General features: G+C 44.1%; 24 protein-coding genes, 1 rRNA gene and 1 other RNA gene. 19 read left to right on the top strand and 7 right to left on the bottom strand.

The genetic code is table 11. From position 1 onward, the window contains the following. Positions 1 to 166: 166 nt before the first annotated feature. Positions 167 to 1,078: a DMT family transporter gene (locus tag BLV00_RS02385; RefSeq protein WP_093042051.1), complete on the top strand. Its 912-nt coding sequence runs from the start codon at positions 167 to 169 to the stop codon at positions 1,076 to 1,078. Here BLV00_RS02385 and BLV00_RS02380 read toward each other — a convergent pair. Next, positions 1,068 to 1,259: a hypothetical protein gene (locus BLV00_RS02380; RefSeq protein WP_093042049.1), complete on the bottom strand. Its 192-nt coding sequence runs from the start codon at positions 1,257 to 1,259 to the stop codon at positions 1,068 to 1,070. The genes BLV00_RS02385 and BLV00_RS02380 overlap by 11 nt on opposite strands. Before the next feature lie 141 nt (positions 1,260 to 1,400). On the opposite strand from BLV00_RS02380, the gene aldA reads away from it, so the two are divergent. Then, entirely contained in the window at positions 1,401 to 2,855 is a 1,455-nt protein-coding gene (aldA, locus tag BLV00_RS02375) for an aldehyde dehydrogenase (protein WP_093042045.1), read from the top strand. A gap of 69 nt (positions 2,856 to 2,924) precedes the next feature. Here aldA and BLV00_RS02370 read toward each other — a convergent pair whose 3' ends face one another. Then, positions 2,925 to 3,557, bottom strand: a complete 633-nt coding sequence (locus tag BLV00_RS02370) for a queuosine precursor transporter (RefSeq protein ID WP_093042042.1) — start codon at positions 3,555 to 3,557, stop codon at positions 2,925 to 2,927. A gap of 50 nt (positions 3,558 to 3,607) precedes the next feature. Beyond that, complete coding sequence (gene queF / locus BLV00_RS02365) at positions 3,608 to 4,105, bottom strand: preQ(1) synthase (RefSeq protein ID WP_093042039.1); 498 nt, start codon at positions 4,103 to 4,105, stop codon at positions 3,608 to 3,610. A gap of 466 nt (positions 4,106 to 4,571) precedes the next feature. Here queF and acsA point away from each other — a divergent pair, with 466 nt between their 5' ends. Both acsA and BLV00_RS21635 read left to right on the top strand, forming a co-directional pair. Then, positions 4,572 to 6,287: an acetate--CoA ligase gene (gene acsA / locus BLV00_RS02360; protein WP_093042036.1), complete on the top strand. Its 1,716-nt coding sequence runs from the start codon at positions 4,572 to 4,574 to the stop codon at positions 6,285 to 6,287. A gap of 84 nt (positions 6,288 to 6,371) precedes the next feature. Continuing rightward, positions 6,372 to 6,758, top strand: coding sequence for a hypothetical protein (locus tag BLV00_RS21635; protein ID WP_143030665.1), 387 nt, complete (start codon positions 6,372 to 6,374; stop codon positions 6,756 to 6,758). Here the strand turns inward: BLV00_RS21635 and hmpA are convergent. Continuing rightward, entirely contained in the window at positions 6,715 to 7,953 is a 1,239-nt protein-coding gene (gene hmpA, locus BLV00_RS02355; protein ID WP_093042032.1) for an NO-inducible flavohemoprotein, read from the bottom strand. The two genes, BLV00_RS21635 and hmpA, sit on opposite strands and share 44 nt — an antisense overlap. Positions 7,954 to 8,170: 217 nt before the next feature. Between hmpA and BLV00_RS02350 the strand changes: the two genes are divergently transcribed. From BLV00_RS02350 to BLV00_RS02325, 6 genes are all read left to right on the top strand, one after another. Next, positions 8,171 to 8,611, top strand: coding sequence for an Rrf2 family transcriptional regulator (locus BLV00_RS02350; RefSeq protein WP_093042029.1), 441 nt, complete (start codon positions 8,171 to 8,173; stop codon positions 8,609 to 8,611). Between the two features lie 102 nt (positions 8,612 to 8,713). Continuing rightward, positions 8,714 to 10,036 (top strand): lysine N(6)-hydroxylase/L-ornithine N(5)-oxygenase family protein, encoded by a 1,323-nt coding sequence (locus tag BLV00_RS02345; RefSeq protein WP_093042026.1) that lies wholly within the window; start codon positions 8,714 to 8,716, stop codon positions 10,034 to 10,036. 80 nt (positions 10,037 to 10,116) lie between these two features. After that, positions 10,117 to 10,635 carry a type 1 glutamine amidotransferase domain-containing protein gene (locus tag BLV00_RS02340; protein ID WP_093042023.1) on the top strand — a complete coding sequence of 173 codons (519 nt, stop codon included), beginning with the start codon at positions 10,117 to 10,119 and terminating at the stop codon, positions 10,633 to 10,635. Positions 10,636 to 10,919: 284 nt separating this feature from the next. After that, entirely contained in the window at positions 10,920 to 12,620 is a 1,701-nt protein-coding gene (locus BLV00_RS02335) for a serine hydrolase domain-containing protein (RefSeq protein ID WP_093042020.1), read from the top strand. 69 nt (positions 12,621 to 12,689) lie between these two features. Further along, positions 12,690 to 14,810, top strand: coding sequence for a glycoside hydrolase family 3 protein (locus BLV00_RS02330; RefSeq protein ID WP_093042018.1), 2,121 nt, complete (start codon positions 12,690 to 12,692; stop codon positions 14,808 to 14,810). A gap of 61 nt (positions 14,811 to 14,871) precedes the next feature. Further along, the gene (locus BLV00_RS02325; protein WP_093042015.1) at positions 14,872 to 16,149 is read left to right on the top strand and encodes an exo-beta-N-acetylmuramidase NamZ family protein; all 1,278 of its coding nucleotides are present in this window, start codon (positions 14,872 to 14,874) and stop codon (positions 16,147 to 16,149) included. A gap of 40 nt (positions 16,150 to 16,189) precedes the next feature. Here the strand turns inward: BLV00_RS02325 and BLV00_RS02320 are convergent, their stop codons facing one another. After that, complete coding sequence (locus BLV00_RS02320; protein ID WP_093042012.1) at positions 16,190 to 16,597, bottom strand: PH domain-containing protein; 408 nt, start codon at positions 16,595 to 16,597, stop codon at positions 16,190 to 16,192. A 93-nt stretch (positions 16,598 to 16,690) separates the two neighbouring features. Here BLV00_RS02320 and BLV00_RS02315 point away from each other — a divergent pair, with 93 nt between their 5' ends. Continuing rightward, positions 16,691 to 17,458 (top strand): DUF3891 family protein, encoded by a 768-nt coding sequence (locus BLV00_RS02315; protein WP_093042009.1) that lies wholly within the window; start codon positions 16,691 to 16,693, stop codon positions 17,456 to 17,458. A 75-nt stretch (positions 17,459 to 17,533) separates the two neighbouring features. Here BLV00_RS02315 and BLV00_RS02310 read toward each other — a convergent pair whose 3' ends face one another. After that, complete coding sequence (locus BLV00_RS02310) at positions 17,534 to 18,823, bottom strand: glycoside hydrolase family 18 protein (RefSeq protein ID WP_093042007.1); 1,290 nt, start codon at positions 18,821 to 18,823, stop codon at positions 17,534 to 17,536. Between the two features lie 61 nt (positions 18,824 to 18,884). Continuing rightward, a complete protein-coding gene (locus BLV00_RS02305; RefSeq protein WP_093042004.1) occupies positions 18,885 to 19,415 on the bottom strand; it encodes a cysteine hydrolase family protein in 531 nt (176 codons plus the stop codon). A 73-nt stretch (positions 19,416 to 19,488) separates the two neighbouring features. Here BLV00_RS02305 and tadA point away from each other — a divergent pair, with 73 nt between their 5' ends. The 8 genes from tadA to BLV00_RS02265 form a co-directional block, all read left to right on the top strand. After that, a complete protein-coding gene (tadA, locus tag BLV00_RS02300; RefSeq protein WP_093042001.1) occupies positions 19,489 to 19,977 on the top strand; it encodes a tRNA adenosine(34) deaminase TadA in 489 nt (162 codons plus the stop codon). Between the two features lie 44 nt (positions 19,978 to 20,021). Continuing rightward, an RNA gene (gene ffs / locus BLV00_RS02295) (signal recognition particle sRNA large type) lies at positions 20,022 to 20,287 on the top strand. Between the two features lie 127 nt (positions 20,288 to 20,414). Beyond that, positions 20,415 to 22,100 carry a DNA polymerase III subunit gamma/tau gene (dnaX, locus tag BLV00_RS02290; RefSeq protein WP_093041998.1) on the top strand — a complete coding sequence of 562 codons (1,686 nt, stop codon included), beginning with the start codon at positions 20,415 to 20,417 and terminating at the stop codon, positions 22,098 to 22,100. A gap of 21 nt (positions 22,101 to 22,121) precedes the next feature. Further along, a complete protein-coding gene (locus tag BLV00_RS02285) occupies positions 22,122 to 22,442 on the top strand; it encodes a YbaB/EbfC family nucleoid-associated protein (RefSeq protein WP_093041995.1) in 321 nt (106 codons plus the stop codon). A gap of 11 nt (positions 22,443 to 22,453) precedes the next feature. After that, complete coding sequence (gene recR, locus BLV00_RS02280; RefSeq protein WP_028784542.1) at positions 22,454 to 23,050, top strand: recombination mediator RecR; 597 nt, start codon at positions 22,454 to 22,456, stop codon at positions 23,048 to 23,050. Between the two features lie 16 nt (positions 23,051 to 23,066). Next, entirely contained in the window at positions 23,067 to 23,279 is a 213-nt protein-coding gene (locus BLV00_RS02275) for a YaaL family protein (RefSeq protein WP_425441632.1), read from the top strand. A gap of 73 nt (positions 23,280 to 23,352) precedes the next feature. Further along, positions 23,353 to 23,607, top strand: a complete 255-nt coding sequence (locus BLV00_RS02270) for a pro-sigmaK processing inhibitor BofA family protein (protein WP_342721970.1) — start codon at positions 23,353 to 23,355, stop codon at positions 23,605 to 23,607. A 457-nt stretch (positions 23,608 to 24,064) separates the two neighbouring features. Continuing rightward, positions 24,065 to 24,129: ribosomal RNA gene (locus BLV00_RS02265) — 16S ribosomal RNA — on the top strand; the annotation flags it as partial.

The following is a 24,129-nucleotide window of genomic DNA, read 5'->3' as shown; positions in this document are numbered from 1 at the left end:
GCTTTCTGGGCTTTCGTTAAGATACTATCCCGGTGCTCTACCCCAACATCATCAATGGGAAGACATCACAGAAATCAATCAGATCTATGATAAAAGTGAAGGAACGATTTTCTTGAAAGGTATGATTTTTGATATTTTTCCATAAGAAAAGGCAGGTGTTAGCCCAATGTGGAAAGCCTATGCTTTCGTCATGCTCGCAATCATTTTATTTTCTGGAAATTTCATTGCCGGCAAAGTTGCAACGGAGGAAATCGCCCCATTTACGTTAGCCTGGTTTCGTACGCTGATAGCCTTACTGGTGCTGTTGGTCTTTGCAAGACAGGAGTTTAAATATGCCCGGCCATTAATGTTGAAAAATTGGAAAGCGTTATATGGAATGGCGCTGACCGGGGTGGTGCTTTTCCCTGCCTTGGTTTATACCTCATTGAACTATACAACCACTATCAATGCATCGATTGTTGAGGCGCTTACCCCATCGGTTGCCATGGTGCTCAGCTTTTTGTTTCTCAGGGAAAGATTTTCTGGCTTGCAGGTAATGGGGGTGGTCCTTTCTTTTTCAGGGGTGCTTTATATCATCACACAAGGATCTTTGGAGGTACTCCTTGAGCTGGGTTTCAATATAGGGGATTTAATCATGTTGACAGCAGTAATAAGCTGGGCGTTTTATTCGCTGTTAGTCAATAACCATGGATCCAAGTTTCCGATGTATGGCAGCTTGTTATTTATGCTCGCTATGGGAAATGGAACGTTGCTTGTGTTATCCGCAATTCTGGAATGGATTCCAGGCGGTTTTGACATCAACTGGTCAGCAAAAGTGGTTTGGAGTGTACTTTATACAGGGGTGTTTCCTGCTGTGATCGCCTTGCTGGCCTGGAATCAGGCAGTTGCCATGATCGGGCCTTCCAAAGCATCTGTATTCTTAAATTTGATACCAGTTGTTACAGCGATTATGGCCTTTTTTTTCTTAGGAGAGGCGATGACGTCATCGCAGCTCCTGGGAGGGGCCCTGGTGTTAGGCGGCGTTTATATGACCACACGAAAACAAAGACAAAGAAAGGGAGAGAAAGCTATTCCTTAGCTCCCTCTCCATGATTTTCATTCCATGCAACCCTTCCTGCCAACAAAAAAATGACGCTTGAGGCTAAGAAGATGAAGCTGATGATTTTTTCATTGATGACAAACAACATGACGGCACCTGTGACTGCATTAATAATTCCTACAGTAACAAACATCCAGGAAATCATATTTTTTTGGCCCATGTGAAGTCACCTCAATAGAATGGTTACTTAAAGTATAACGTAACTGTCAGCAAGGCACATGAGCCGATACACGTGTTTAAGACGGGACTTTGGGTGGAAGATAATGTACAGCAGCAATTCCTGATTATAAGGAGGATTATCTTGCAAACCCATAAACTATACATTGATGGTCAATATATGGAATCTACTGGAGATAAATGGCTCGATATCATCAATCCAGCAACAGAAGAGGTGATCTCTCAGTCACCACGTGGCACGGAGGAAGATATCGATCGTGCTGTCAAAGCCGCTTTCAATGCCCAGAAAGAGTGGGAACTGAAGCCGAATATTGAACGTGGAAAAATCGTACGTGAAATCGGTGACCGAATCGAAGCGAAACGCGACCGGTTCATTGAACTGCTGCAGGAAGAACAAGGGAAAGATTATGAACTCGCGAGCGGGGAAATTGATCTTGCGATTGATTATTTCCGTTATATGTCGGAATGGGCGCGTCGAATCGAAGGGGAAATCGTACCAAGTGACCGCCCGAATGAGCACATCCACATCTACAAAAAGCCGATCGGGGTCATCGGAGGTATTGTGCCATGGAATTTTCCGATGTTCATTTTGGCTCGTAAGGTAGCAACCGCATTAGTCACCGGCTGTACAATCGTATTGAAGCCGAGCCAGCAGACACCGAATACCGCGATGGAATTCACAAAAATCATTGATGAGATGAGCGAAATTCCAAAAGGCGTGTACAACCTTGTAACTGGAACAGGCTCTGAAATTGGTAACGCCCTTGCTTCCCATGAAAAAGTCCATATGGTGACGATGACCGGAAGCATTCCGGCAGGTACAAAGGTCATGGAAGCAGCTGCTCAAAACATTACGAAAGTGAACCTGGAGTTAGGTGGAAAAGCGCCGGCTATTGTAACCGATAATGCTGACCTTGACCTTGCTGCAGAAAATATTACAGCTTCCCGTATTGCTAATAATGGGCAAGCCTGCACCAACGCGGAGCGGGTATATGTTCACGAAAGCGTAGCGGAGGAATTTTTAGAAATACTGAAAGAAAAAATAGAAGATGTGACCATTGGCGATCCGTTAAAGAATAAAGAAGCGGATGTCGGTCCGTTAGTAAGTGAAGATCGCAGGGAAAAAGTAGAATCCATGGTGTTGACCGCTGTTGATGCTGGAGCAGAAGTTGTAACTGGCGGTGAACGCCCGGAGGATTTTGATAAAGGGTATTTCTATAAACCGACAATCTTAAAGAATGTGACGCAGGATATGGAGATTATTCAGGAAGAGATCTTCGGACCAGTTATTCCCGTTAGCACATTCTCTACCTTGGATGAAGCAATTGAACGAGGCAATGACACGGTTTACGGATTATCCTCATCCGTATATACAGAAAATTATCATGAAGCGATGCGGGTCGTGAATGAGTTGAAGTTCGGTGAGACGTTCATCAACCGGGAAAACTTCGAAGCAGTCCAGGGCTACCATGCCGGAATGAGACAATCCGGGCTTGGCGGAGCTGATGGTAAGCACGGAGTTGAAGACTTCCTGGTTACCCAAACCGTCTACATGCAGTACAAAGACGACAAACAATAAACGAAAAGACATTGGAAAACTTAGAAACACCAAAGCCCAGCAGGTAGACACACACTGCTGGGCTTTGGTTTATTTCATGGATTCAGCTAACTGGAAGCTTTGCTTATCTTTTCTGGCTGCTTTCACTAACATGTAGGCGATTGGTGTGTCGACAGCTGCGACAAGGAACTTGAATACATACTGCGTAGCGATCATCCCCAGCAAAGCTGCTGTTGGCATGGTGCCGGCAAATGCAATGGTAATGAAGACTACGGTATCAATCAGCTGGCTCGACATCGTCGATAAATTGTTCCGGAGCCATAGCTTCTGTTCGCCGTGTTTCTTTTTCAAACGGTGGAAAATGAATACGTCGAAATTTTGACTGGCAACATAAGACACCAGACTTGCCAGCATCACCCGAAAGCTGCCGCCGAGAATCGTTTCAAATTCTGCCTGCGATTGGAAAAAGGGTGCTGCTGGAAGCTGAATTGCGACTAAAATAAAAATAAGTGCAATCACCTGGGTGAAAAAACCAGCCTGCACCGTTTTCTTGGCAGCTACTTTGCCATATACTTCCCCGATTACATCGGTGATCAGATAAGTGACGACGTATACGATGACAGCAGCAGGAAGTACGTACCCGCCGATTGAAAACAGCTTTACTCCTAAAATATTTGCCAAAATCAATAAACCTACAAATAATGCATTTAAATAAATGAACATGTGATTTCCCTCCTTATCAAAGGGAGCAAACTTCTAAACGTTACCCTCGGTTAACGGTTGTCGATTTTTTCAGGATATAGATCATGGTTGAAAAGTCGTTGTTCTGCCATTTGTTCAAACTTCGTCCCTGGCTTCCCATAGTTGCAGTAAGGATCGATGGAAATACCGCCTCGTGGCGTGAATTTGCCCCATACTTCGATATAACGCGGTGTCATCAGCTCAATCAGGTCATTCATAATGATGTTGACACTATCCTCATGGAAATCCCCGTGATTCCGAAAACTGAAGAGGTACAGCTTGAGCGATTTGCTTTCGACCATCTTTTCATCTGGGATGTAGCTGATATAAATCGTCGCAAAGTCAGGCTGACCTGTCTTTGGACAGAGTGTTGTAAACTCAGGGCAATTGAATTTTACAAAGTAATCCCGGTTTGGATGCTGGTTATCAAAAGTCTCAAGTACAGCGGGGTCGTAGTCGAAGGAATAGTTCGTTCCTTGACTGCCCAGCAAGGATAAATCTTTTAAATCTTCATCTTTTCGTCCAGCCATATTGATTGCCTCCTTTATATACGTGTAGCCATTTAGAAAGACTTGGCTTGCCGCCAAGTACTTATTCTTGAACCCTTTAACAAAGTTAAACTTTCCTAAAGTATAAAAAAAGACCACACCCTAAGGGATATGGTCTCTGACATCATCATATATCCTTAGTTTTTTATCGAGGGTATCGCTAAGAACCTCTCCCGTGCGTTACGGATTTTATTTAATTGTAACCTTATTTATTATAGGGTTCCTTCCTGTTCCTGTCAATCAAGAGTATGATTATGTGATGCTTTTTCACCAATCTGCCAAAACTTATCCCTTATTACTTTAAAACTTTGCCGAAGTATTCTAAAATAAAAAGTAATTCACGAATTTTTAGAAAAATCCAAATAGGGGCTCTGCCGAACATAAGTGTAGCGAGTATTTTTTTACTTAGGTAAGAAACCGTTTACAAATTATTAAATGAGGTGATTCTATGGACATGCAACCAATTCCAGCACGTGAAGGCAATCACAACATGAAAGACTACAAAGAAACATACGAGCAGTTCCAATGGGATAGTGTCAAAAGCCAATTCTCTTGGAGTGAAACAGGTAAAGTAAACATCGCTTATGAGGCAATCGATCGTCATGCGGACAACCCTGATAAAAAGGATCAGACCGCTCTGATTTATTCAGCTCCAAATCGTGAAGAGAAACTAACCTTTGAAGATTTGAAATTCAAAAGTAACCAATTTGCAAATGTACTGAAAAAATATAACGTAGAAAAGGGCGACCGTGTCTTCTTATTCATGCACAGAAGTCCTGAATTTTACGCTGCGTTTCTTGGAATCTTGAAAACTGGTGCAATTGCCGGTCCTTTATTTGAGGCGTTTATGGAGCAGGCCGTACGCGACCGTCTGGAAGATAGTGAGGCAAGCATGCTTGTCACTACGCCGGAATTATTGGATCGTGTACCGGTGGATGAGCTGCCAAATCTTGAAAAAATCGTCCTTGTCGGAGATGCACCTGGTCAATCCGGTGATTATATCGATTATCATAAAGAAATGGAGCAGGCTTCCAAGGATTTTGATATCGAATGGGTAGATTTAGAGGATGGCATGCTGCTTCACTATACATCCGGTTCTACCGGCAAACCAAAAGGTGTCTATCATGTACACAATGCCATGCTCCAACACTATCAAACTGGTAAATGGGTATTGGACTTGAAAGAAGATGATACTTACTGGTGTACAGCTGACCCGGGCTGGGTAACTGGTACAAGCTATGGTATTTTTGCTCCGTGGCTAAATGGAGTGACCAACGTGATCCGAGGCGGACGCTTCAGCCCTGATGATTGGTATGGCACCATCGATCAATACAAAGTAACAGTGTGGTATTCCGCCCCGACAGCATTCCGTAAACTGGTAAGCGCTGGAGAAGATGTGGCGAAGAAACATGATATGTCCTCTTTACGCCATGTCTTGAGTGTCGGTGAACCATTGAATCCGGAGGTTATCACCTGGGGATTGAAGGCACTGGACCTGCGAATCCATGATACATGGTGGATGACAGAAACCGGTGGCATGATGATCTGTAACTATCCTGCTATGGATATGCGTCCAGGCTCTATGGGTAAACCTTTCCCAGGAACAGAAGCTGCAATCGTCGATAATGACGGGAATGAACTGCCGCCGAACCGGATGGGGAACCTGGCATTGAAAAAAGGGTGGCCGTCCATGATGCGTGCCGTTTGGAAGAATCCTGGAAAATATGAAAGCTATTTCCTTGGTGACTGGTATGTATCCGGAGATAGTGCTTATATGGATGAAGACGGCTACTTCTGGTTCCAGGGACGCCTTGATGATGTCATCAACACCTCTGGTGAGCGTGTCGGACCATTTGAGGTAGAAAGTAAGCTGATTGAGCATGAAGCAGTTGCTGAGGCCGGGGTCATCGGTAAGCCAGACCCAGAGCGCGGAGAAATCATCAAAGCGTTCATCACATTGAATGAGGGTTATGAAGAGTCCGATGAATTGCTGGAAGATATCCGCCAGTTCGTTAAAAAAGGGTTAAGTGCGCATGCGGCTCCTCGTGAAATCGAAATCAAAGACACGATTCCAAAGACGCGAAGCGGTAAAATCATGCGTCGTCTCCTGAAATCCTGGGAGCTAGGCCTTCCGACTGGAGACACTTCTACACTAGAAGAATAAGCAATCAAAAAGGTGCCTGCAATAGGCGCCTTTTTTGATGCTATTAAAGTTAAGGAAGCATCATCACACTTCTGCATACCACCTATGGGTGAAAGTACGGTATACCAATGTTTCCGTTTCTCTTATAAACGCAAGGATGTCCGGGAAATTGCGAGACTCCTCGAAAATGTTACGCATTTTCTTCGTGCGGTGTTTATTCAACATGCTTTTTCAAAGTCCTGTGGGATGAATATGATCGGTGAGATCCCGCAAGCGAAGCCTGAGGAAGCTCACCACATGCCACGGAAAGCGAGTGATTTCCCGGACGTCCAGAGATTCTCAACCGTGGAAACAGTTTCTCTCGATACTGAGTCTTTAGCAATTGTGAGCTTAGCTATAAATAGAGCCAAAAAAATCGCAGCTATTTTCAGCTGCGATTTTTTTGTTATTATTTTTCCAAATCACCTTGGGGTCCGAAGAACTCATAATTGATCTGCTCCATTGGAACATTCCATTCTTTCAAAGAACGATAAATAGCTTTCATGAATCCTTCTGGGCCACAGAAGTAGAAATCGGAATCTTGCGGGACGATTGATTGCAGCCAAGGAAGATCAACATATCCTTCTTTAGCATGAATCATTTCTTTCATATCTTCTTCAGTCGGTGTGTCATATACAATATAGGTTTGGACATTCGGGTAAGTTTCATTGGCAATATTCATGTCATCCTTCAAAGCATGGACGCTGCCATTGCGAGCCGCATGAATGAAATGGACTTCACGATCCATTTCTTCTTTGACGATCGTCTGCAGCATACTCATCATTGGAGTAAGTCCGACACCACCGCTGATCAAGACTAGTGGCTTTTTGGAATCCGTATCCAGGAAGAAGTCACCGGCAGGGGCGCTGACAGGGATGACATCCCCTTCGTTCACATGTTTATGAAGGAAATTAGAGACTTTTCCTTCTGGAAGCTGGTCCGTTCCTTCCTCGCGTTTGACGCTGATTCGGTAATAGCCTTTGCCTGGGGCATCAGAGAGACTGTATTGGCGTAATTGGTCAAACTCTTCATTCGGCATTTTTGCTTGAATGGTCAAATATTGACCTGGCTTATAGCTTGGTAATGCTCCTCCGTCCACTGGTTTCAAATAGAAAGACGTAATGACTTCACTTTCTTTCACTTTATCAATCACTTCAAAGTCGCGGTAGCCGACCCATCCGCCAGTCTCTTCGGCGGTTTCTTTATACATGTCCGCTTCCACTTGAATAAAGGCCTCTGCGATGACTCCATAAGCCTTTTCCCAGGCGTTGATAATGTCATCAGTAGCAGCATCCCCGAGAACGTCTTTGATGGCAAGCAGCAAATATTTCCCTACAATCGGATACTGTTCGGGTACGATATTCATACTGCGGTGTTTATGGGCGATCTTTTCGACTGCAGGCATGATAGCGCTTAAATCATCGATATATTGAGCAGCAGCATAGACAGCATTAGCAAGCGCACGTGGCTGCTTCCCTTCTTTTTGGTGCGTCATATTAAAGACATTCTTCAGCTCCGGGTGAGCTTCAAACATCATTTGATAGAACCTTGTTGTAATTTGTTCTCCGTGTTCAGCAAGTACAGGCACCGTCGCTTTTACTGTAGCAATTGTCTGTTCGTCAAGCTTAGGTAAGGTTTCTGTAGACATAATAAAAAAACTCCTTTTTAAAAAGTTATTGTATTTAAAGATGTATTTTCCATGTATCTTTATTGTTAAACATTATAAGCACTAAAGCAATATTATAAATGCATGTTTTTGTGACAATTTGGTTAACTGTTTCACATGAAACATAGAGTGGTAAGAAAAGACAATATTCGTTTACCTGTGATACGATAATAAAAAACAAATCTTAAGGAGTATCGAAATGCGCTTAAAAAAATATACCGATTACGCTCTGCGCGTGCTTATATATACAGCTTCTAAACCAGAGGGAGAGCTTGCGAGCATCAAAGAAATTTCGAAAGTCTTCGACATTTCGGAAAACCACCTGAGCAAGATTGTCCACCAGTTGAACAAGCTGGACATGCTAACGACAATCAGAGGACGGTCAGGTGGAATCAGACTAGCTAAACATCCAGAAGAGATCAATGTCGGGGATGTGGTGAGAAAGATGGAAGATGACTTTATCCTGTTAGAATGCTTTGATCGTGGTTCTGACCACTGTGTCATTACACCAGCCTGCAAACTGAAGCATGTATTGAATGATGCACTTGAGGCATTTTTGAAAGTTCTCGATGAATACACTCTCCAGGATTTATTAAGTAACAAAAGCAGGCTCAGACAACTAATGGATATTACCGATTAAATACAACCGCCTTTTTCCAGGCGGTTTTCTCTTACTATAAAACCTGGTGATTACGATGATTTTTGCAGTACATAAAACGGAAAGAGATAGAGGAGGGATTCTATGGACAAAATATATGATGTCATCGGCATCGGTATTGGGCCTTATAACCTTGGGTTAGCTGCGTTATTAGAAAAAACAGAAATGGAAGGATTATTCTTTGATAAAACGGCAGAGTTTGACTGGCATCCAGGCATGATGATCGAAAAAATGAACTTGCAGGTACCGTTTTTGGCGGATGTCGTGACACTTGCTGATCCGACAAGCCCGTATACATATTTGAATTATCTTCATGAACAAAATCGCATATTCCAATTTTTCTTTTTCAGTGAATTTAAAGTGCCACGTCAGGAATACAATGATTATTTGAAGTGGGTGGTTGAAAAGTTGGATGGCCTAATGTTCGGGCATGAGGTGGTAGATGTCATCGATCATAATCAGGCAGAAGAAGCTCATTATGAAGTTGTTGTAGAAAATATAGAAAGCGGAGAGACGAAAAGTAACCGGGCAAAACATGTTGTCATGGGTACGGGCAGCAAGCCGCTGGTACTGGATGGAATGAAAGGGTTCCCGGAAGAAGACGTACTCCATACCAGTGCTTACCTGTATCAAAAAGGGAAACTGCTTTCATCCGACCATGTTACCATTGTTGGTTCTGGCCAAAGTGCTGCTGAAGTCCTTCTGGATTTGCTGCAGGAACAAGAATACCGTGACCACATGCATTTGACATTATTCACCCGCTCCGCCGGTTTGTTCCAGCTGGAAAGTGCCAAGCTTGGCCAGGAATTTTTCTCTCCGGATTATGTCGATTATTTTCATGAACTTCCGTTTGAAAAAAGAAAAGATTCGCTGGATTTGTTAGGAAATCTGCGCAAAGGCATTGATCCTGATACGCTGACAGAGCTCTATAAAACGCTTTATCACAAATCAACTGGTAATAAAAAAGCACGAGTAACCATTCAGCCGATGACAGAAGTGAATGCAATTGAAGCTCACGGAAACAACTATAAACTTAAATGCCGTCAGTGGGAGAATGAAACTGAGTTTGATTATCGTACGGACAAAGTAGTCTTAGCCACCGGATATACCCCGCATCTTCCAGATTGGTTTATGAACCGTTTTAAGGAACAGATCGAGTGGGAGGACAAGAAGCGTTATCGTGTCACCCGTGACTACCGGATCGACTTCAATGATGAGAGAGATCATCATTTTTTTGTGGCCACCAATTTGACTCATTCCCATGGAGCAGGTGCTACCAACCTTGGATTAGCGGTGCAACGAAACATAGAAATCATCAATAAAATTGCCGACGAAGAAATTTACCAGGATAATCGCGAAACCATTTTTCAACAGTTTACAATGGAAGAGGATGACAAATACGTTTAAGTCAGCCATGCGCGGGTAAAACAGAAATGTGACTTCATTAGAAAACAAAACTACTTTTAAATGAAGGAGGCATTTTAGTTATGAGTAAAAAAATCGCATGCTTATTGACCGACATGTTCGAAGATGTTGAATATACGGATCCAGCTAAACAGTTCAAAGAAGCTGGCCACGAAGTAGTTACGATTGAAAAAGAAGCAGGAAAAGAAGTGACAGGCAAGCAGGGGGATGCAACTGTAAAAATCGATAAGGGCATCGATGAGGTCAACCCGGAAGACTTTGATGCATTATTCTTGCCTGGAGGATTTTCTCCGGATCAGCTGCGCGCGGACGAACGATTTGTTAAATTCTCTAAGCATTTCATGGATGAAAAGAAACCAGTATTCGCTATTTGTCATGGACCACAGCTGTTAATCACAGCTAAAACTTTAGAAGGACGCAAAGCGACCGGCTTCACATCAATCGCCGTTGATATGGAGTATGCCGGTGTTGATTATCAGGATCAGGAAGTTGTCGTCTGTCAGGATCAGTTAGTCACAAGCCGTAATCCAGACGACCTGCCAGCGTTCAATCGCGAATCATTGAAGCTTCTTGATAAGTAAAATAAGAAAGTGATGGTACGAACACCTGCGGGCCGATCAAGGTCTCGCAGGTGTTTTTAATATGTTTCCCCCTATGTGTAGCCTCTACATTCTCTCTTTTTTAGTAATATATCCTAAAATAAAACCATTCTATCGTGACGTAAGTACTATTTTTTCTGAAATTTATGACTTATGTGGTATAGACAACTATATATTTCCTCCGTTACGCTACAAATAGATTAATGTAAGCCTTTTCCATCGCTTTTATTCGACAAAAGAAAATTCTTAAAAAGAGGAGGAAAGAAATGAAAAAGAAATCCATGAAGCTTGCTTTAGTAACGGTACTAGGGGCTTCCATGTTTACCGGGTATGGCGTCCACGCAGAGAACAATGTCCCGCCCGAGCCGACGATCGAACAGACAGATAAAAAGAATAGCCAACGGAGCGCCCATCCGGTGTTTTCCTGGAATAATCCAGGCCCCGTATCGCCAGTTCTGCATCCGGGTTCCGTGAGGGGAGCAGGCATGGTACAAGCACCGCTGGAGGCTATTAACAGTTTGATGGAAAGCAAGATCGAAGAAGGTGTCATGCCTGGTGCCGTAACCTTCGTAGCTCGCAGGGGCCACATTGTCCAGCATGAAGCCTATGGTCATGCCGCCCTATATGAAGATGATCAAGGTACGGTAATGGATCAGCCGGTAGCTATGAAAAAGGATACGATTTTCGACATGGCATCCATAAGTAAAGTATTTACGACAACAGCTGCCATGCAATTGTACGAAGAAGGTTTGTTCAACTTGGACGATCCTGTTGCTGAGCATATTCCTGAATTTGCGGCAAATGAAAAAGAAGAAGTGACGATTCGACAACTGATGACGCATACCTCCGGATTCACACCATGGGTACCGATTTACACCCAGGAAGGGGACAGGGAAGACAGGCTGCAATACGTATTGGAACGTCCACTGGCTAATGAGCCAGGAACCACCTATACATACAGCGACCTGAACATGATCACGCTGAGTGTATTAATCGAACGCCTGTCGGGTCAACGTTTGGATAAGTACGTCAAAGTAAATATCACCGAACCTCTCGGCATGGAAGATACGATGTACAATCCGCCAGCCTCTTTGAAAGATCGAATCGCAGCGACAGAATATCAGCCATGGACGGACCGTGGAATCGTTTGGGGAGAGGTGCACGATGAAAATGCCTGGTCACTTGATGGAGTAGCCGGACATGCCGGTGTATTTTCCACTGCCAGGGATCTGGCGACATTCGCCCATATGTATCTCAATGATGGTACTTACGGGGGAACGCAAATTCTGAAGCCGGAAACAGTCAAACTACTTGCTGAAAATCAAATCCCGCAATTTCCTGGCGATGAGCATGGCCTTGGCTGGGAGCTACAGCAAGGATGGTACATGGATGCTTTATCCGGTAGTTCTACACTTGGTCATACCGGCTATACCGGGACATCGATAGCTGTCAGCCAAAACAATGACACCATCGCGGTTTTACTCACCAATCGCGTCCATCCGACAAGGGAAACAGTGTCTACCAATGTTGCCAGGCGTCCGTTTGCAAGACTGGTTGCAGACGCCATCCCTGTTACGATACCGAACAAAGAGGATGCTTGGTTCGCTGGGTATGGAGATCGGTTGAACCGGGCTTTGACAGCAGAAGTCGAGCTTGATTCAGAGGCTATTTTAACGTTTGACACCTGGCACCGGATTGAAGCCGGATATGATAAAGGATTCATTGAGGTGACAACGGACGGCGAGAATTGGGAGCAGGTCGGAGAGGTACTTACAGGGAACAAAGACTGGCATCAGTTAGAAATAAATTTGCCTGCTGATACCCGACAAGTGAGGTTCCGTTACCAAACAGACAGCTATACCAATGGTCGTGGCTGGTATGTCAATGATCTGGAACTTAAGCTTGCAAATGGAAGCGTCCAGACACCAGAATTTTCAGGTGAAGGATGGGAACTTAGAAACTATTAAGTTACCCTATAGTACTTTTCATAATTTACACCTGGTAAGAAAGACTATTTTACACAAGGAGGAAGCTAAATGAAGCAGAGGCATAATAAGTGGCTGTTTTCTCTATTGGCATTTGTGCTGGTTGTGTCCCATTTAATGATCGGGATGCCAGCAAAGGAAGTGGCAGCTGCTAAGCATGATGGCGTCAAAGACTTGATCATGCTCGAGAATGTCCCACAGGTAAAGAAGGATGTTGTCGGTAAACAGCTAAAGCTGAATGCTCTACATGTTTATGGGGCTGGGCATTTCATGGCAGTTTCTAAAGGTTTGACCTGGACCTCTACGAACAAGAATGTAGCAACGGTTAACGAAGATGGCACAGTTACCATGACCGGGCAAAATGGGAGAACTTTTATTAAGGTCAGCGACGGCACATACGAAGACCTGATTGCCATTGATTACAAGCCTGTGGCTAAAGCGGCTGGTTCCAAAGGGAAGCCGGAATATGAAGCAGCGATTAGCAAGCAAGATGGCAGCCGCTATGACATTATCAGTCATGCCATCGAGAACATGTCCTTAGAAGAAAAAGTAGGACAAATGCTGATGCCTGATTTCCGTAAGTGGGAAGGCGAGAATGTGACAGAGATGCTTCCGGAAATAGAACAACTGGTGAAAGAATACCATCTTGGTGGTGTCATCTTGTTCCGTGAAAATGTGGTAACAACGGAACAAACAGCGAAGCTGGTTAGGGAATACCAGCAGGCAACAGAAAAATATGGCTTGCTTTTGACGATTGACCAGGAAGGCGGTATCGTTACCCGGCTCCAGTCGGGAACCGATATGCCTGGTAACATGGCATTGGGTGCAACGCGTTCTACCGATATCGCCCAAAATGTTGGACAAGCGATTGGGGAAGAGCTGGCATCCTTAGGCATCAATATGAATCTGGCACCGGTGATGGATGTAAATAACAATCCTGATAACCCGGTAATCGGTGTCCGTTCATTTGGTGGAGATCCCGAATTAGTGGCGGAAATGGGGGTCGCATACACCAAAGGTCTGCAAAGCACAGGAGTAGCGGCAACAGCTAAACACTTCCCGGGTCATGGAGACACAGCTGTCGATTCTCATCTCGGACTTCCTGAAGTACCCCACGATAAAGAGCGACTGAAAGAAGTGGAACTGTATCCTTTCCAGAAAGCGATGGAAGCTGGAATTGATGCAATTATGACCGCGCATGTCACGTTTCCTAAAATCGATGATACCAAGGTCATCTCTCAAAAAACAGGAGAAGAAATCGCTTTGCCTGCCACCCTTTCTCCTAAAGTATTGACCGGTTTGATGCGGGAAGAGATGGGATACGAAGGTGTGATTATCACCGATGCGTTAAATATGAAGGCGATTGCTGATCACTTTGGTCCTGTCGACGCTGTCATCCGTTCGGTGAAAGCAGGCACAGATATAGTACTGATGCCAGTCGGGCTTGAGGAAGTAGCAGACGGACTTCTGGAAGCGATCGAGACTGGAGAAATCTCAGAAGCTACTATTGAAAATTCTGTAGAAAGAATTTTAACGCTTAAAGTAAAACGCGGGATTATTAAAGAGGAGCAGGCGCAGCCAATCCATGAAAAAGTGGAAAATGCGTTGCAGGTTGTAGGATCTGCCAGCCATAAACAAGTGGAACAGGAAGCAGCTGATCGTTCCATCACATTGGTGAAAAATGACGATGTACTTCCACTTCAACCATCTGAAGATGAAAAGATAGTGGTAGTTGGAAGTAGTTTTGTTGACTCGCTCGGCGATGCAGTTAAAAATCACCATGCTGATACTACTGTAATCGCACCCAGCGGTAATACATTAACACCTGAACAGCTGACTACCGTCAAGAACGCGGATAAAGTGATTGTCGGGACTTACTCTTATAATGTGTATACCCGATCGGCAAACCACCCGCAAATGCAGCTGGTCAATACAATCATGAATGAAACAGACGCTCCTGTTATCGGAGTCGGTATCCGAAATCCGTATGACATCATGGCTTACCCGGATGTAGATGCTTACCTTGCACAGTATGGCTTCCGGACAGCTAGCTTTGAAGCTACAGCCGCAACGATTTTCGGGGAAAATGCTCCTACAGGACAACTGCCAGTTCAGATACCTGGGGAAAATGATATCCCTCTTTATGAGTTTGGACATGGATTGAATTATTGATTGCTGGGCGCCTCGTGCGCCCGGTCGATTAATATAAAAATAATTTCAGGGAGAGGATTTAATGAAAAAGTGGATGATTTCGATTGTGACGACGCTGCTCATCCTATCGACATTGTCGATTGCCATGGCTGATAATAACGGAAAAGGTAAAGGACATGGCTACGGCAATGAAAAGGACAATCAATTTGAGCTCGGGGTAGAAGTATTGTTGAATGAGCAGAAGGATTTGATTGAAGGGAAAAAAGTCGGGTTGATCACTAACCCCACAGGAGTCGACCAGGAACTGAACAGTATTGTAGATTTACTCCATAATGATGAGGACGTCGAACTTACGGCGTTATACGGACCGGAACACGGCGTGCGTGGCAGTGCCCAGGCCGGCGATTATGTCGAGTATTATATTGATGATAAAACAGGGCTTCCTGTCTACAGCCTATATGGTAAGACGAGGAAGCCTACTCCGGAAATGTTAGAAGATATTGATGTGTTGCTGTTTGATATTCAGGATGTCGGAACTCGTTTCTATACGTACATTTATACGATGGCTTACGCTATGGAAGCGGCCCAGGAAAATGATATCCCATTTATTGTTTTGGATAGACCGAATCCGATCAGCGGAAGTAAAGTTGAAGGTCCTGTCCTTGATATGGACTATAAATCGTTTGTCGGCAATTATCCGATTCCGCTCCGACACGGTATGACAGTTGGGGAGTTGGCAAAGTATTTCAATGAAGAGCATGAAATCGGGGCAGACTTGACGGTAGTGGAGATGGACGGATGGAAACGTCATATGTATTATGATAAAACACCGCTTGAGTTTGTAGCTCCTTCTCCAAATATGCCGACCCTTGATACAGCATTAGTATATCCTGGTGCTGCCTGGATTGAAGGCACGAATGTTTCCGAAGGACGCGGAACGACTCAGCCATTCGAATTGATCGGTGCACCGTTCATTGATAGCACAGACTTGGCAGCCGCAATGAACGGCCTGGAGCTTCCGGGAGTGACTTTCCGTGCGGCTTCTTTCACACCGGTTTTCTCTAAGCATAGCGGTGAACTTTCTCATGGCGTACAGATCCATGTCACCAATAAGAAAATCTTCCAGCCGGTCGAGACAGGCCTTGCGCTAGTAAAAACGATTCACGATATGTATCCGGAAGACTTCCAATTCCGCGCTGAAAACAGCGCAGGTATCTCCTTCTTTGACTACCTGGTCGGAAACGGATGGATCAGAGAAGCGATTGAAAAAGGGCAAAGCATCGAAGAAATCAAATCCCAATGGCAAGATGGCCTTGCTGATTTCAAAGAGATCCGTGAAAACTATTTACTTTATAAGTAAAACAGATGCTGCCTGGCCCGATGGGGTCAGGCAGCTATTTTCATATCGATATTGTTACATGAGGGCAGCGTTGCTGTAATAAATCACGCAGTGCTTCTTCGTCTTTTGGTGTTGATAACAGGTACGACCGATGCTGGTGGTCGGTAACTTCCATGCGTTTGAGCGTCCAGGCAGGACTCGATAACGAATTAAAACTATAGTTGACCCTTCTGATATCCCTTAACGGTATTCTTTTTTTGATCGGACCGAAATGTGCAATGAAAGCGTCATCCCTCACTTCGTGGTATGATTGAAATAACGCCCACAAAAGCAGTCCTGCAATCGGAATGACAATGATCAGCCCGATCCACCCTTCATCGGGATCTGTGTAAACTCCTAATAATCCCAGGGGCAGAAGGAAAATCGATAACAAGACAAGAAATAGGTTTTTCTTCACTTGAAATTTCATATGGTACACCTCACAATTTTTGCTATAACAAGGATATACATAGGATACGAAACAGAATGGGGTTTAGTTTCAATAATACAGGAGGGATAAGTGATGATTGTCAATCAGTCAGGAGATAACTTTATTATGATGGCTCAGCATGATCATGCACAAGCATCAGGGAAGCTTGTCGATAACTGGAAACAGGATTTTATTATGCGTTCAAAGCTCCGTCAACTAGCGGACTGGGCAGTGGGTCAGCACGACCGTGCCTGGATTCCTTTGGATAAACACCCAAAATGGAATGAGGATAAAAATCGCCCTTATACCTTTGTCGATTACCCGTTAAAAGAGAAGTTGGACGCTTATGTACATGGGATTGATGATATAGAAAAGGATTCTTACTATGCAGCTGTTCTGTGCAGCCGTCATTATAGCTCTTTTTTTCCAACCGATTCTCACGATCCGGACATCAAGCATTTCCTCGACCATGAACGAAAACGACGGAGCCGTCTAAAAAAACAGATGGATTTAGAAGTGCCGAGGTATCTTTATGATCTTCACTTCAAACGCCTGCAATTCTGTGACGATCTCTCTCTTTATATTTGTATGCAGGAACCAGGAGTAGCTAAAGAAGAGGAGTTGTCCTGGTTTAAAAACGGGTTTAGACAAACGTTCGATTTCGCTCCTCAGGGGATGATTTCTAACTGGCTGGACAAATATACCGTATCGGTAGCGCCATTTCCATTCGAACGGCCGTTTGAATTATCTATTCCGTACAAGTTGGTCACTATGGAGGCGATTGATAACAAAGGTCTCCAACAAGCATGGGACCAGGCTGATGTCGAGTACCGACATGTGAAAATCATTCCAGGAAAGTAAACAGGAATGGTTTTCCTAAAAAACAAATGGCTGCCTCTACCAAAAGGGCCCTTTTTGGTAAGAGACAGCTAGGTGTCAGCTTAGTTTTTCAACATTGAATTGCGACTCGATCAAGGCCCAATTCTGTGGAAAGGATAGGCCTAATTTCCAGTAACTCACCCCTTTTAAACCAAGTTCTTTCACTAAATCGAATTTTTTCTGAATCGATCGTGCATCTTCAAACCATACTTCATGCCGTTTTCCTTCGGCGTCCTGATAAAAGAAAAACGGGGCTTGTGCTTCCTCGTCATACTCAATCGCCACGTTATTCTCCCTTGCCAGCTGAATCGCCTGCTGGGGACTGAGTGCTTTGGCGAATTCTCCCCCTTCGACGAACGGGAGGGTCCAATCATACCCATATAAATTTTGTCCAAGGAATATTTTTTCCGCTGGCATTTCCGTCAAAGCATACTCTACTACTTCACGCACAGGACCAATTGGAGATACTGCCATCGGAGGGCCTCCGCTGTAGCCCCACTCATAGGTCATTAATACAACAAAATCTACAATTTCACCATGTGCACCATAGTCATGCGCTTCATACCAGGCGCCTTTTTGCTCGGCACTGGTTTTAGGAGCAAGAGCAGTAGAAATCAATAACCCTTCCTGCCTTAAGCGCTCCTTTGCCTTACGGAGAAAGTTGTTGTAATCCTGAGCCATTTCAGGAGGCAAAAATTCAAAATCAAAATGGATATCTTTATACCCGATCTGTTGTGCAGTAGTGATGATATTGTTCAACAAGGTATTTTGGACATCTTCGTTGGTTAAAATCGTCCTGCCTAGCTCCGCACTGAAACCGTCGTCGGTCAAATTGGTGACAACCATCATCAGGGATGCCGTACTGTTTTGAGCAATCTGCTGGAAATCATCAAGTGGAGGTGCTTCCAGGCTGCCGTCTGACTGAATACGATAGCTGAACGGGGCCAGGTAAGACAATAGGGGGCTCCTTCTTCTGGCTGCAGTTTCCAATGCTTGTGAAACCTGACCACCAGAAGGTTCCACGTAAGCATTGAATGCTGCATTTACCTTTGCCTCCTGTGGGATATATAACCTGGTCCCGATTTGCAGGCTGGCATTCACGGGAATTTGATTTATCTCTGCCAGTTGCTGGGCGGTTGTATTAAAGCGTTGGGCAATTGTATATAAACTGTCACCCGCCTGGACAGTGTAAAACTGTCCGGTAATCGGTATCACGAGCGCCTGACCGACAACAAGGTTACCAGGTGTCTCTAGTTCATTCGCTTCAATGATGGCCTGGGGGGTTGTATTGAAGGCATTTGCAATAGTAAATAAACTGTCTCCACTTTTCACTACATAAATCTGCATGCTATCACTCCCTTCCAATCACTCCTTTATCAGTTTATGACTCTTCGGGGAGGGTTTATGATTAGATAGGAGAAACATCTGCCTTCAAAACATTCTCCATCATCGTCAATGCATATTGATTATCGTTTGGGTCATTGGAGGCGGTCGCATTTTCAGGCACCCATAATTCATACTCTCTCATATAGGCATCGTTGGCTGTGAATAAGACACAAATATTCCCGGCGATACCACTTAAAATCAGGCGTTTGACTCCTAATTCATAGAGTAAGGACTGTAAAGAAGACTGGTAAAAACCTGAGTGTTTCGGCTTTATTAGGAAATAATCCCCTTCGTCCGGACGGATAGCTTCTAACAGCTTTTTATTCCCTTTATTTAGACAGTGTTGATAGATTTGTTGCAGATCTGCCCGCCAGGATGCATAATGGTCATTGATATAAATAATTGGAATTTCATGAGCATGGGCATACTGTTTCAAGTTCATCATGGACGGTAAGATGCGATATGTTTGGTCAAGCAGTTTTTTGCCCTGATTGAATTGGAAATCATTGATGACATCAATATAGATAAGTGCAGACTGTTCTGGAGCAGCCATATAGGGATTCCTCCTTCTTTAACTTATATTCTGCTCGATGCCAGGCTAAATCATGAAGAAAAGTGTGATTAATATGAATGAAGATCAGAAATGGATGCAATATGCAATTCTAGAAGCTAAGAAAGCAGCAGCTGTGGGAGAGGTTCCTATTGGAGCTGTGATTGTCAAAGACGGGGAAATCATTGCTTCTGGTTATAATCTGCGAGAAACAAGCCAGCTTGCTTCCTCCCACGCAGAATTCATCGCCATTGAACGGGCGAATAACATTCTTGGCAGCTGGCGGCTGGAGGGATGCACACTGTATGTCACGTTGGAACCTTGCCCAATGTGTGCAGGTGCCATTTTACAAGCAAGAATTCCCCGGGTGGTTTTTGGTGCTCCGGACCCAAAAGCAGGTTGTACAGGAACCTTGATGAATTTGTTACAAGATGAACGGTTTAATCATCAGGCTGAAGTAGTGCATGGTATTGAAGAAGAAAGTTGTGGGCAAATGCTCTCAGATTTTTTCAAGCAGCTGCGCGAACAAAAGAAAAAAGTGAAAAAATCCAAAGATTTACATTAATTTTGGATTGCATTTTTGTATGAAACTCGTTATACTGAAATATGCCGTGCTAAGCGGGGAGGTAGCGGTGCCCTGTACTCGCAATCCGCTATAGCGAGGCCGAATCCCCATCCGAGGTGGTGCGGCCTTAAGGTCTGCCTCAAGTAAGTGGTGTTGACACCCAGGTCCTGCGCAACGGGAACCAGCGAACCCTGTCAGGTCCGGAAGGAAGCAGCAGTAAGCTGACCCTCTCGTGTGCCGCGGGAGTGCCTGGGTCGAGCCATGAGCTTGAGTAACGCTTAGGGCCGCTCCATCGACGATGGGTGCGCGGCATTACATAAGGAAAAACTCACCTGAATCTCAGGTGAGTTTTTTTATATCATTTTCGGCCCGTGTGTTTTCATCTGATATGGGATTCAGGTATAATAGGGGAGAAACTATCAAAGGAGAACGTTAGTATGAGCTATCAGGCATTATATCGTGTTTGGCGTCCGCGAACTTTTGAAGACGTCGTTGGACAAACCCATATCACCCGGACGTTGCAGAATGCGATCATGCAGGATAAATTTTCGCATGCCTATCTTTTTTCAGGACCACGTGGTACCGGCAAGACCAGTGCGGCGAAAATTTTTGCTAAAGCAGTCAACTGTGAACGTTCTCCAGCTAAAGAACCCTGTAATGAATGTGCTGCATGTCTCGGAATCCAGGATGGTTCCATTTCCGATGTTATTGAAATTGATGCTGCATCGAACAACGGAGTCGAACAGATCAGGGAAATACGCGATAAAGTAAAATACGCACCAAGTGTGGTTGAATATAAGGTATATATCATCGATGAGGTGCACATGTTGTCAATCGGAGCTTTCAATGCATTATTAAAGACATTGGAAGAGCCTCCGAAGCATGTGATCTTTATTTTAGCGACGACCGAGCCGCACAAGATCCCTTTGACCATCATCTCCCGCTGTCAACGTTTTGACTTCAAACGGATAGCGCAGCAGGCGATGGTCGAGCGGATGGAGAAAATCATCAACCAGGAAGGTATCGATGTATCCCGGGAAGCACTCGAGGTCGTTGCGCTGACAGCAGAAGGCGGCATGCGTGATGCTTTGAGTTTACTGGATCAAGCGATTTCCTATAGTGATGAAGAGGTTACCATTGAAGATGTACTTGCTGTCACTGGTTCTGTATCCCAGCAAAAATTAACTGGAGTCATTGAGTCGCTGCAGCAACAGGATGTTAAACAAGCCTTGCAGCATGTGGATGACTTGATTCAACAGGGAAAAGACCCGGGCCGTTTCGTATTTGATTTGATTTACTATTTGAGGGATTTACTTCTATATAAGAGTGCCCCGGATCTGGCGGACAATTTAGAAAGAGCGATTCCTGATGAGCAATTCAAGCAACTAGCCGAAATGACAGCGCCGGATTGGATTCAGCAAGCCATTAAAGAATTGAATAAGTGCCAGCAGGAAATGAAATGGTCGACCAGTCCGAAGGTATTCATTGAAATCGCCATGTTGAATCTCGTAGACAGCCAGCCAGCTGCGCAGCCTGTTGAAACAGAAGCGGTTCAACGCCTGATAAGAAGGCTGGATGAGATGGAACGCGAGTTGAAGCAGCTTAAGCAGAATCCTGCTCCGGCACAGCCTGCTCCAGAACAAAGGCGGCCACAACCGAGAAGCAATCGTAACGGTTTCAAAGTACCATATGAACGGATCCGTCATGTTCTGAATGAAGCTTCTAAGGAAGAAATCAAGCACATCCAATCTAAATGGGCAAACTTCATGGAAGCACTGAAGCAGAATAATGCTCCTGCTCATGCGACGTTATTGAATAGTAAGCCAAGAGCAGCTTCTGACAAAGGGCTGGTGTTAGCCTTCCGTTATGAAATCCATTGTTCGCTCGCTTTGGAACATAAGCAAACGATCGAGCCGTTGTTAGCCGATTTTATCGGAAAAACGGTAGAGCTTATCCCGATTCCTGAACCAAAATGGCAGGAGTTGAGGGAAGAATATGTTCGGAAGCAAAAAAGTGATGAATCGGATAATAGTGAAAGTGGCAACAAGGAAGAGGAAGAAGATCCATTAATCACTGAAGCACGCAAGTTAGCTGGTGATGATTTAATAGAAATACATGAATGAAAATTCAAAGGAGGAATTACCATGCGTGGTGGAGGAAATATGAACAATATGATGAAACAAATGCAAAAAATGCAAAAGAAGATGATGAAAGCTCAGGAAGAATTACATGAAATGACATTTGAAGCTACAGCCGGCGGCGGAATGGTTAAAGTTGTGGCAAACGGGAAAAAGGAAATCACAGATGTCGAAATCAATGAAGAGGTTGTCGACCCGGATGATGTCGATATGCTTCAGGATTTGATTCTTGCCGCAACCAATGATGTGTTGAAGCAAGTAGATGATAAAACTAACGATACAATGGGACAATTCACTCAAGGCTTGCCTGGTGGAGGTATGTTCTAGGAGGAATTCAGATGTATTATCCAGAACCGATTTCCAAGCTGATCGATAGCTTTACGAAATTGCCAGGGATAGGCCCGAAAACGGCTGTCCGCCTGGCTTTTTTCGTGTTAGAGATGGAAGAAGACGATGTCTTGGAGTTTGGAAAATCATTAGTTAATGCTAAACGGGAACTGACTCACTGCTCGGTCTGCGGACAGATCACCGATCAGGATCCATGCTCGATCTGTCAGGATGAATCACGTGATAATTCGCTGATTTGTGTAGTGCAGGATCCTAAAGATGTCATCGCTATGGAAAAGATGAAAGAATTCAGCGGTAAATACCACGTATTGCATGGCGCCATTTCACCAATGGATGGAATTGGACCAGAAGATATCAATGTGCCGAGTTTATTGAACCGACTGAAGGATGAAGGAGTCGAGGAGTTGATCCTTGCTACTAATCCTAATATTGAAGGGGAAGCGACAGCCATGTATATATCGAGGCTTGTCAAACCTTCCGGAATTCGAATTACCCGTCTGGCCCATGGTCTGCCAATGGGCGGAGATTTAGAGTATGCGGATGAAGTTACACTATCCAAGGCGATGGAAGGAAGAAGAGAACTATAATAAGAAGGTGGCACGTTTGAGAAGAAAGAAAATTAAAAAGGTGATGGATCAACAGCTCCTTTCGGAAATATATTATCTGAAACAAGATTGGATGAAGTTGAAAAAGATAATCGATCATAGTATTGACCCCACAGAAGAAGGTTTGCGCGATCTTGCGCTTGTCCAGGCAAAGTATTTCTATTTGCTTCGTGAAGCCAGACATCGTAAATTGAATGCCTTGTCTAAATAAAGTGCTAATCCCTTTGCTCTGTTCATATGAATAATAGAAAGGACAAGCAAAGGGGGAGATTGCCTTGGATCCGGTGATCGTTATTGGCGGGTTGGTTTTGGCGATTATATTAATTCTTGTACTAGGAGCGCCGATTAAACCGATGAAATGGGTTGGACTAGCCAGTATGAAGCTGTTGATAGGCGTTTTATTATTGTTTTTCGCAAATGTATTCGGTGCAAGCATCGGATTGCATATACCGATCAATCTATTTACAGCTGTCATTACTGGGTTGCTCGGTGTTCCTGGTTTACTTTCATTAACCGCACTCCAGTTATGGGTGTTGTAAAACAAGCAAAAGCAGGGAAAACTTTCCCTGCTTTTTTATTTGGCATCGTAAACTAAGGGGATAGGAGAAGTTTTGAAAAACGAGTCCCTTCCTTACATCTCTATTCACGGACAAACCTTAAAGGGGTATCTAACTTTAGTGGTAAGAGGTTTTTTAATTTTTTATAAAAAAATCATTAAAAACTATTGCATACTTAAAAATACCGTGCTATATTATTACTTGTCGCTTTAAGAGAGCGGCGCGCAACGAGAAACAAAACATAAAAAAATCATGAAAAAGTTGTTGACTTTAAATCAAACGCGTGATATATTTATTAAGTCGCTGTTTTGAGCGGCAAAACAATTTGATCTTTGAAAACTGAACGAACCAACCAGTACGTCAAATTAATTTCTTCATTATATGAGGAAATAAAACAACGCACTTTAGCAGTGCAAACATGAGCAAGACAGACTCAACTTTTATGGAGAGTTTGATCCTGGCTCAGGACGAACGCTGGCGGCGTGCCTAATACATGCAAGTCGA

This window comes from Thalassobacillus cyri (assembly GCF_900107755.1).
Lineage (GTDB): Bacteria > Bacillota > Bacilli > Bacillales > Halobacillaceae > Thalassobacillus > Thalassobacillus cyri.
The sequence above is the reverse complement of the archived record's forward strand: the minus strand, read 5'-3'. Positions and strand labels throughout refer to the sequence as shown.